The sequence below is a fragment of the Wenyingzhuangia sp. 2_MG-2023 genome (genome assembly GCF_030548295.1).
Taxonomy (GTDB): domain Bacteria; phylum Bacteroidota; class Bacteroidia; order Flavobacteriales; family Flavobacteriaceae; genus Wenyingzhuangia.
The window spans coordinates 1-234 of the sequence record NZ_JAUOSB010000204.1 but is presented as its reverse complement, the minus strand read 5'-3'; the positions used below and the strand labels follow the sequence as shown (position 1 = coordinate 234).

The following is a 234-nucleotide window of genomic DNA, read 5'->3' as shown; positions in this document are numbered from 1 at the left end:
ACAGGTTTTTCTACAGTAACGTATAAATTTCTTGGATTGTTTTCATAGGTTGCTAATACAAAAATACTTGAAGTGTTGTGGTCTGTATTGGAATAACCAAAATCAAAACCTGCGTTCAGATCATGGTGTTCAAATTGTTTTCTCAATACAAAATGCTCCATAATTACTGTAGCCTCAGTGTCATTGTACCAAGCAGCACCTCCTAGCAAAGCAACGTTAGGCAAATGACCACTG

The 234-nt window shown here is 36.8% G+C and carries 1 protein-coding gene; it reads right to left on the bottom strand.

Features of this window, described 5'->3' with window-relative positions; translation table 11 throughout:
- The coding region (locus Q4548_RS17060; protein WP_303457294.1) for a hypothetical protein at positions 1–234 on the bottom strand (234 nt) is incomplete at both ends.